The sequence below is a fragment of the Chromobacterium sp. ASV23 genome (assembly GCF_016428945.1).
GTDB classification, from domain to species: domain Bacteria; phylum Pseudomonadota; class Gammaproteobacteria; order Burkholderiales; family Chromobacteriaceae; genus Chromobacterium; species Chromobacterium sinusclupearum.
This window is the reverse complement of record NZ_JAELTR010000096.1, coordinates 1-8,167: the sequence shown is the minus strand read 5'-3', so window position 1 is coordinate 8,167 and position 8,167 is coordinate 1. Positions and strand designations below refer to the sequence as shown.

Below are 8,167 nucleotides of genomic sequence, written 5' to 3'. Positions count from 1 at the left end.
AAAATCGGGGGCAAAGACGACGGCCGCGCGGGAATGCCGCGCGGCGCGTCATCACTTGGCGGACAGCAGGTCGGCGATGGCGGCGTCGAGGCGCTTCAGGCCTTCGTCGATGTCGGCGTCGCTGATCACCAGCGACGGCGCCAGGCGCAGCACGCTGAGGCCGGCCACCAGAATCATCAGTTGCTGCTTCTCGGCGGCCTTGAGGAAATCGCGGGCGCGGCCGTTGTATTCATCAGTCAGCACGCAGCCGATCAGCAGGCCCTTGCCGCGCACCAGCTTGAACACCTTGTGCTTGGCGTTGATCGCTTGCAGACCCGCCACCAGACGCTGGTGACGCGCTTCCACGCCGGCCAGCAGCGCCGGATCGCTGATCAGCGACACCACCTTGTGCGCGACCGCGCAGGCCAGCGGATTGCCGCCGTAAGTCGAACCGTGGGTGCCGATGCCGAAGCTCTTGGCCACTTTTTCGGTGGTCAGCATGGCGCCGATGGGGAAGCCGCCGCCTATGCCCTTGGCCGAAGTCAGGATATCCGGGGTCACGCCGTATTGCTGGTAGGCATACAGTGCGCCGGTGCGGCCCATGCCGCTTTGCACTTCGTCAAAGATCAGCAGCGCGTTGTGCGCATCGCACAGCTCGCGCGCGGCCTTGAGAAACTCCGGATCGGCCGGCATCACGCCGCTTTCACCCTGGATGGGCTCGATCACCACCGCGCAGGTCTTGTCGGAGATGGCCGCCTTCAGCGATTCGATATTGTTGAATTCGATATGGCCGATGCCGCCCGGCACCGGGCCGAAACCCTCGGTGTACTTGGGCTGGCCGCCCACGCTGACGGTGAACAGGGTACGGCCGTGGAAGGAATTGAGACAGGACAGAATCTGGTTCTTGTCGGCGCCGAAGTGGTCATGCGCATACTTGCGCGCCAGCTTGAACGCGGCCTCGTTGGCCTCGGCGCCGGAGTTGCAGAAGAACACGCGCTCGGCGAAGGTCTTTTCCACCAGCAGGCTGGCCAGCTTCAGCGCCGGCTCGTTGGTGAACACATTGGACACATGCCACAGCTTGTTAGCCTGCTCGGTCAGGGCCGCCACCAGTTCCGGATGGCAATGGCCCAGCGAGTTGACGGCGATGCCGCCGGCCAGATCGACGAATTCACGGCCATCCTGGTCCCAGATGCGAGAGCCCAGCCCCTTGACCGGGATGAAACCGGCCGGGCCGTAATTGGGGACCATGACCTGATCGAAGTCCGCGCGGGTTACCGAATTGCTCATTGATGGTTTTCCTTCCTTGTTCTGTCGTGCGCCGGCGCTGGTTTCCGCCGGCTGTTTTTAGTTGCTCGATCGATTCTAAAGGATGGCGGCAAGAAGTCACTATCCTGTTTGCGACACCACCGTATAGAAAGGGACGCAAAACCATGAAATTTTGTCAAACAATAAACATCAAGCACTCGATCTCTCTTCCCCATGCGATGACGCGACAAGCCCGTCACGCCAGCCAAGGCCAAAACGTACATATCCATGGCATGAAATGCCTGTTTATCAAGCCAAAATCATTATCTGCCAAGCCAAACCAGACTTAGCGCCGCTCCCCCTGATCCAGCTTTGCGTCTCCTTGCCGCACGGCTGTCGCTGTCTGCCAAGATTTTGTTCATGCCGCTCAGCCCGACAACTGTCAAAAAAGCGGCATGTTCAGTCAACCATTGATAATGATTTTCGTTTATCTATGCTGGAACTGTCTGCTGCGCTGATAAACCCAGCGTCCCATACAGAACAGCCTCGCCTCGTCGCAATAATGAAAACGATACGCATTACTTAAAACATGGATGTTTAAAGGGAGATGTGACACTGTGAAACGAAGCCCTCCACCCCATCCGCGCCGGCTGCTGGCCTGCGCCATCGCAACGGGCCTGCTGCTGGCCGGCGCGGCCCATGCCGCGCAAACCGAAGCCAGCGACGTCAATCCGGCCGAGCTGCCGGAAGCCGACCAAACCATCAAAGCCCAGCCGGATTCGCAATGGACCGGCTGGTGGAACCGCTCCACCTTGCTGGGCGACATCGGCGGCTTGCGCTCCGCGCTGGGCCGCAATGGCGTCACCCTGGGCCTGACCGAAAGCAGCGAGTATCTGCGCAATGTCAGCGGCGGCCTGCAATATGGCGGCAAATACCAGGGCCTTGCCACGCTGACGCTGGGATTGGACACTCAGCGCGCCGGCTGGTGGAACGGCGGCAGCTTCAACGTCAGCGTGCTGGACATCCACGGCAAGCCCTTCAGCGCGCAATACGTCGGCAGCATCCAGAGCGCGAGCGGCATTGAGGCCGACCGCGCCACCCGGCTGTGGGAAGCCTGGTTCCAGCAACAGCTGAACGGCGATAGGCTGGACCTGAAGGTTGGCCAGCAGAGCCTGGATCAGGAGTTCATGGTGACGCAGTACGGCGGTACCTTCATGGGCACCATGTTCGGCTGGCCCGCGCTGCCGTCGGCAGACCTGCCGGCCGGCGGCCCGGCCTATCCGCTGTCCGGTCTGGGCGTGCGCCTGCGCGGCAAGATAGGCGACAATTTCACGCTGCTCGGCGGTGCCTTTGCCGGCGATCCGACCCGCGACGTTTCGCAGAACCCTTCCGACCCGCAACAACTGAACAAATACGGCACGACGTTCAGCCGCCACGGCGGCACGCTGTTCATCGGCGAGCTGCAGTACGGCCGCAACCTGCCATCCAACGGCGCGCTGGAAACGCCGCATGCCGGCAACGGCATCGGCAGCCTGCCCGGCACGTACAAGATCGGCTTCTGGTATCTGAACCAGAAAACCGCCGACACCCGCTGGGACGTCAACGGCCAAGCACTGGCCGTCACTCAAGGCAACCCGCAGATGCACAACGGCAACTACAGCATCTATGCGGTGGCAGACCAGACGATCTGGCGCCCGGCCGAAGACAGCACGCAGACGCTGAACGTATTCGCCCGCGCCATGGGCGCGCCCGGCGACCGCAACCAGATCAGCTTCTCCGCCAATGCCGGCCTGACATTGACCGCTCCGTTCGCCGGCCGCGACAACGACGTCGCCGGTCTCGCCTTCGGCTATGTCAAGGTGGGCAATCATCTGGCGGCTTACGACAGGGATACCGCGGCCAATAACAATAACTCGCTGTACCCGGTACGCAGCGACGAGACGCAGATCGAAGCCAGCTACCAGTACCAGTTGACGCCATGGTGGCAATGGCAGGCCGACTTGCAGTACGTGCGCAACGTGGGAGCCGGCGTGCCCTTGCCAAGCGACGCGACACAAACCCAGCGCATTCCCAATAGCTGGGTCGTGGGCTTGAAAACCACCCTCACCTTCTGAACAAGAGCCGAATCGGAGGCGAGATGCAGACTATGCTGATAACAATTCACGTTAGCGTTCGCAATTGCCTCCCATGGAGACCACAACGATGAAAGCGAACTTCACGCAACGCCGCCTGGCGGCCGCCCTCGCCGCCCTGCTGGCCCTGGCCGGCAGCGCCCACGCAGCCGACGTCTTCCTCGCCGGCATCAAGAAGCATACGGTGCTGGTCAACACGGTGCCGGACAACGGCGACCAGAACCCCTACGCCATCGCCGTTTCGCCGACCACCGCCGGCAAGTTGAAGACCGGCGACGTGCTGGTGGACAACTTCAACAACGCCGCCAACCTGCAGGGCATGGGCAGCACCATCGTCAACTATCATCCGGACAGCAAGCAGATGTCGCTGTTCGCGCAGATCCCGCGCACGCTGGAACAGTGTCCGGGCGGCGTGGGCCTGTCCACCGCGATGACGGTGCTGAAGAGCGGCTGGGTCATCGTCGGCAGCACGCCCAGCAATGACGGCACCACCGATACCAAGGGCGCCGGCTGCCTGATGGTGCTGGACAGCGAAGGCAGGCTGGCCGACGTGTGGTCCGGCCCGGACATCAACGACCCGTGGGGCAATATGGCGGTGATAGACAACGGCGACAAAGTCACGCTGTTTGTCAGCAACGCCGGCTTCGGCGTCGGCAGCGCCAAGGGCGCGCCGCCGGTGGTCAACCTTGCCACCGTGCTGCGGTTGGAGCTGGAGATTCCGGCCGGCAAGCCGCCCAAGATCGTCAGCCGCACCGTGGTGGCCAGCGGCTTCGGCGAGCAGGCCGACAAGGGCGTGTTCCTGATCGGCCCCACCGGCCTGGTTTACGGCAAGGATGACAAACTCTACGTGTCCGACGCCCTGGGCAATCGCATCAGCGAGATTTGGGACGCCACCACCCGCACCACCAGCGCCGGCATCGGCCGCACTCTGACCCATGACGGCCTGCTGCTGCGCCCGCTGGCGCTGACCGCCACGCCGCAGGGCCACCTGCTGGCCACCAACGGCTCCAACGGCAAGGTGGTGGAGATCGACCCGGCCACCGGCGAACAGCTGGCCGCCCGCTGGATAGACGCCAACAAGGCGCAAACGCCGCCCGGCAACGGCGACCTGTTCGGCATCGCCCTCACCCCGCAAGGCGACGGCTTCTACTACGTCACCGACGACAACAACAATCTGGTGCTGGCCAAATGAGCAATCGCAAGACACCCCCGCAACCGTCGCGCCGCGGCTTCCTGCTGGGCGGCGGCGCGCTGGCGCTGGCCGGCTGGCTGGGCGGCGCGCCCGGCGCGCTGGCCGCCGGTGCCGCCAAGACAGCCGCGGCGAAGCTGCCCAAGGACGTGGAGCCGTTTTATGGCCCCCACCAGGGCGGCATTCTCACCCCGCAACAGCAAAACAGCTATTTCGCGGCCTTCGACGTGGCCGACACCGCCAAGCGCGAAGACCTGATCGCCCTGTTGAAGGCCTGGACCGACGCGGCGGCCCGCCTCACCCATGGCCAACCGGCGCGTGCGCTGTCCGGCCAAAGTGACAAGGCGCCGCTCGATTCCGGCGAAGCCGTGGGCCTGTCCCCTGCCCGCCTGACACTGACCTTCGGTTTCGGCCCCGGCCTGTTCAGCAAGAACGGCGTGGACCGCTTCGGCCTGGCGGCGCGCCGGCCGGAAGCGCTGGTGGATCTGCCCAAGTTCAACGGCGACCAACTGGTGCCGGAGAGGAGCGGCGGCGACCTGTCGGTGCAAGCCTGCGCCGACGACCCGCAAGTGGCCTTCCACGCCGTGCGGCAACTGGCCGCGCTGGCCGACGGCATCGCCAGCGTGCGCTGGGCGCAGACCGGCTTCGCCAGCGGCGCGCCCGGCGGCGGCACCCCGCGCAATCTGATGGGCTTCAAAGACGGCACCAACAACCCGTCCACCAAGGACCCGGCGCTGATGAACCAGTTCATCTGGGTAGGCGACGAGGGCGGCTGGATGAAGGGAGGCAGCTATGTGGTGGTGCGCCGCATCCGCATCGCGCTGGAACACTGGGACAAGACCGAACTGGGCTTCCAGCAGGAAGTCGTCGGCCGCTACAAGGATAGCGGCGCGCCGCTGGGCCAGCGGCATGAGTTCGAGCCGATGAAGCTGAACGCGGTGGACAAGGACGGCAATCCGGTGATTCCGGAAACCGCCCACTCCCGCGTAGCCTCTGCGCAGGAGAACGACGGCGCGCGCATCCTGCGCCGGGCTTACTCCTACAACGACGGCGCCAACTTCACCGCCGAGCGCTGGCCGCCCTGGCACCAGGGCATCGAATACGATGCCGGCCTGTTCTTCATCGCTTACCAGCGCGATCCGCGCACTGGCTTCATCCGCATCAACAAGAAGCTGGCCAGCCTGGACATGATGAACCAGTACACCACCCACGTCGCCAGCGCCATCTTCGCCTGCCCGCCGGGCGCGCGCCCGGGCGGCTATATCGGCGAGGCGCTGTTCGCCGCGCTGTAACCCATTGGAAAAGAGGAAAAAGACAAGATGAAAACGAATACCCTGCTCGCCGCCCTGCTCGCCGGCGGCCTGCTGGCGGCCAGCCAGCTCTCCCTCGCCGCCAGTCTGGTGCTGTACAACGCCCAGCACCCGCAAACGGTCAAGCTGCTGACAGACGACTTCGAAAAGATGAGCGGCATCAGCGTGAAAGTCCGCTCCGGAGAAGGCCCGGAGCTGTCCGCCCAGTTGCTGGCGGAAGGCAAGGCCTCGCCGGCCGACGTCTACTTCGCGTCCAACTCGCCGGAGCTGATGCTGCTGGAAGGCAAGCAGATGCTGGCCAAGCTGCCGGCCGCCACCCTGTCGCCGATTCCGGCGCGCTACAGCTCGCCGCAGGGCGAGTGGGTGGGCGTGACGGCGCGCGAAAACGTGCTGGTCTTCAACAACAAGCTGGCGGCTGGCATGGCCATGCCGGCTTCGCTGATGGACCTGGCCAAGCCGCAATGGAAAGGCAAGCTGGCCATCGCCCCGTCCGACGGCGACTTCCTGCCGCTGGTCAGCGCCGTGCGCGCGCTGAAGGGCGATCAGGCCGCGCTGGCCTGGCTGAAGGGCCTGCGCGACAACGCCCAAACCTTTGACGACAACGAAGGCGTGGTGGCGGCGGTGAACCGCGGCGGCGTGGCCGTCGGCATCATCAACAACTACTACTGGACCCGCCTGCAGGTGGAACTGGGCAGCAAGGGCATGCACAGCCAGATGTACCACTTCCCGAATGCCGACGTCGGCGCGCTGATCAACGTGTCCGGCGCGGGCATCCTGAAGAGCGCGCACAATCCGGAGGCGGCGCAGAAGTTCCTGGCCTATCTGGTGAGCCCGCGCGCCCAGCAGCTGATCGCCAAGAGCAACATCACCTTCGAGTACCCGCTGCTGCCCAGCGTGGCCCCGGCCCCGCAGCTGAAGCCCTTCAGCCAGCTGAACCCGCCGCCGCTGGACATGCAGAAGCTGGGCGACGACAGCCAGTCGGCCAAGCTGCTGCGCCAGGCAGGGCTGCTGTAAATGAGCATCGCCGCCTCAAGCCTGGCCGCCGGCGGCGGCCGGCGGCCGCTCGGCCTCACCGCCTGCGCCGCGCTGGTGGCGCTGCTGGTGCTGCTGCCGCTCGGTTTCACGCTGTGGCAGGCGGCCAGTGTCGGCGGCGGCGACGCCGCCGAGCTGCTGTTCCGCCCCATCGTCGCCCGGCTGGCCGGCAATACCGCGCTGATCGTGCTGGCCAGCACCTGCAGCTGCGCCATCGCCGGCACGGCCTCGGCCTGGCTGGTGGAGCGCACCCAGCTGCCCGGCCACAAGCTGTGGGCGCTGCTGTGCGTGGCCCCGCTGGCCATCCCGCCGTTCATCACCAGCTTCGCCTGGGTGTCGCTGAGTCCCGATCTGCAAGGCTTCTGGGGTGCATGGCTGGTGCTGACCACCGCCTACACGCCGCTGGTCTATCTGCCGGTGTCGGCGGTGCTGCGCAATATGGACCCGGCGCTGGAAGAAACCGCCCGTTCGCTGGGCCTGTCGCCATGGGCCTGCTTCCGCCGCGTGACCCTGCCGCAACTGAAGCCTGCCCTGTTGGGCGGTATGCTGCTGGTGGCGCTGTCCACCCTGTCCGAGTTCGGCGCCTTCATGCTGCTGCACTTCCATACATTCACCACCGAGATATACGCCGAATACCGCGCCAGCTTCGACAGCGCCGGCGCCTCTCTGCTGGCCAGCGTGCTGATGGCGGCGGGCATGCTGATCCTGCTGGCCGAACTGCGCGTGCGCGGCCACGGCCGTTACCAGCGGCTGGACCGCGGCGCGCGCCGCGCCGCCAACCGGCTGGAACTGGGCTGGAAACGCTGGCCGGCGTTGCTGTGGCTGGCGCTGCAAGGGGCCGTCACCCTGCTCGCGCCCATCGCCACCATCGCGTACTGGACGCTGCAGCCCGGCGCGGACGCGGTGACGCCGGCCGAGGTCTCGCCGCAGCTGCTGTTGTCGGCCACCGCCACCTCGCTGGGCCTGGGCCTGTCCGCCGCCGCGCTGACCACCGTGCTGGCGCTGCCGCTGGGTTATCTGCTGGCGCGCCATCCGGGCCGGCTGGCCCATCTTTTGGAGCGCGTGGTGTATCTGGCACAGGGCGTGCCCGGCATCGTCATCGCGCTGGCGCTGGTCAACCTGGCCATCCAGTGGCTGAAGCCGCTGTACCAGAGCGCAGCCATGCTGGCGCTGGCCTATGCCATCATGTTCCTGCCGCTGGCTCTGGTCAGCGTGCGCAGCGCCTTGATGCAGGCGGAAAGCAAGCTGGAGGAACTGGCGCGCTCGCTGGGACTCAACTG

General features: G+C 65.6%; 6 protein-coding genes. 5 read left to right on the top strand and 1 reads right to left on the bottom strand.

Annotated features, from left to right (window positions below):
• Nucleotides 1-51: 51 nt before the first annotated feature.
• Complete coding sequence (locus JHD59_RS21170; protein WP_103319788.1) at nucleotides 52-1,266, bottom strand: aspartate aminotransferase family protein; 1,215 nt, start codon at nucleotides 1,264-1,266, stop codon at nucleotides 52-54.
• Between the two features lie 575 nt (nucleotides 1,267-1,841).
• Between JHD59_RS21170 and JHD59_RS21165 the strand changes: the two genes are divergently transcribed.
• The 5 genes from JHD59_RS21165 to JHD59_RS21145 all read left to right on the top strand — a co-directional run.
• Nucleotides 1,842-3,338, top strand: coding sequence for a carbohydrate porin (locus JHD59_RS21165; protein ID WP_199155713.1), 1,497 nt, complete (start codon nucleotides 1,842-1,844; stop codon nucleotides 3,336-3,338).
• A gap of 88 nt (nucleotides 3,339-3,426) precedes the next feature.
• Nucleotides 3,427-4,548, top strand: coding sequence for a hypothetical protein (locus JHD59_RS21160; protein WP_199155712.1), 1,122 nt, complete (start codon nucleotides 3,427-3,429; stop codon nucleotides 4,546-4,548).
• A complete protein-coding gene (efeB, locus tag JHD59_RS21155; protein WP_199155711.1) occupies nucleotides 4,545-5,837 on the top strand; it encodes an iron uptake transporter deferrochelatase/peroxidase subunit in 1,293 nt (430 codons plus the stop codon). The genes JHD59_RS21160 and efeB overlap by 4 nt, the downstream gene beginning before the upstream one ends.
• Nucleotides 5,838-5,864: 27 nt before the next feature.
• Nucleotides 5,865-6,869, top strand: a complete 1,005-nt coding sequence (locus tag JHD59_RS21150; RefSeq protein ID WP_199155710.1) for an iron ABC transporter substrate-binding protein — start codon at nucleotides 5,865-5,867, stop codon at nucleotides 6,867-6,869.
• On the top strand, nucleotides 6,870-8,167 hold a 1,298-nt coding region (locus JHD59_RS21145; RefSeq protein WP_199155709.1), incomplete at its 3' end, for an iron ABC transporter permease. It abuts the gene before it with no gap.